The organism is Catenulispora pinistramenti (genome assembly GCF_018274385.1).
GTDB lineage: Bacteria > Actinomycetota > Actinomycetes > Streptomycetales > Catenulisporaceae > Catenulispora > Catenulispora pinistramenti.
Window position 1 is genome coordinate 1 of the sequence record NZ_JAAFYZ010000625.1, and the last position, 307, is coordinate 307.

At 63.2% G+C, this 307-nt stretch carries 1 protein-coding gene; it reads left to right on the plus strand.

The genetic code is table 11. The features are described from left to right. The coding region (locus KGQ19_RS48980; protein WP_212022545.1) for a transposase at positions 1-166 on the plus strand (166 nt) is incomplete at its 5' end. Positions 167-307: the final 141 nt, after the last annotated feature.

A 307-nucleotide genomic window follows, 5' to 3' on the forward strand; every position in this document is an offset into this window, starting at 1 on the left:
CGACCACAACCTGTCCAACGCCCTGATCGAATCCATGAACACCAAAATCCGCCAGATCACCCGCACCGCCTACGGCTTCACCAACCCCGAAGCCCTCATCGCCCTCGCACTCCTCGCCCACGGCGGCCACCGACCCCAACTACCCGGCCGAACCACCCACGGATAAGTCAGGGGCGCCGATTTTTACGGCCTTCGGTCATAGTTGTGCCGGTTCGGGGTTCGGGGTGGTGGGTGTGTTTGTCGGCTGCCGGTTCGCGCGTTCACAACCCCGCCCCACCTCAGGCCTCTTCAACTCCAGCAAGTCAGA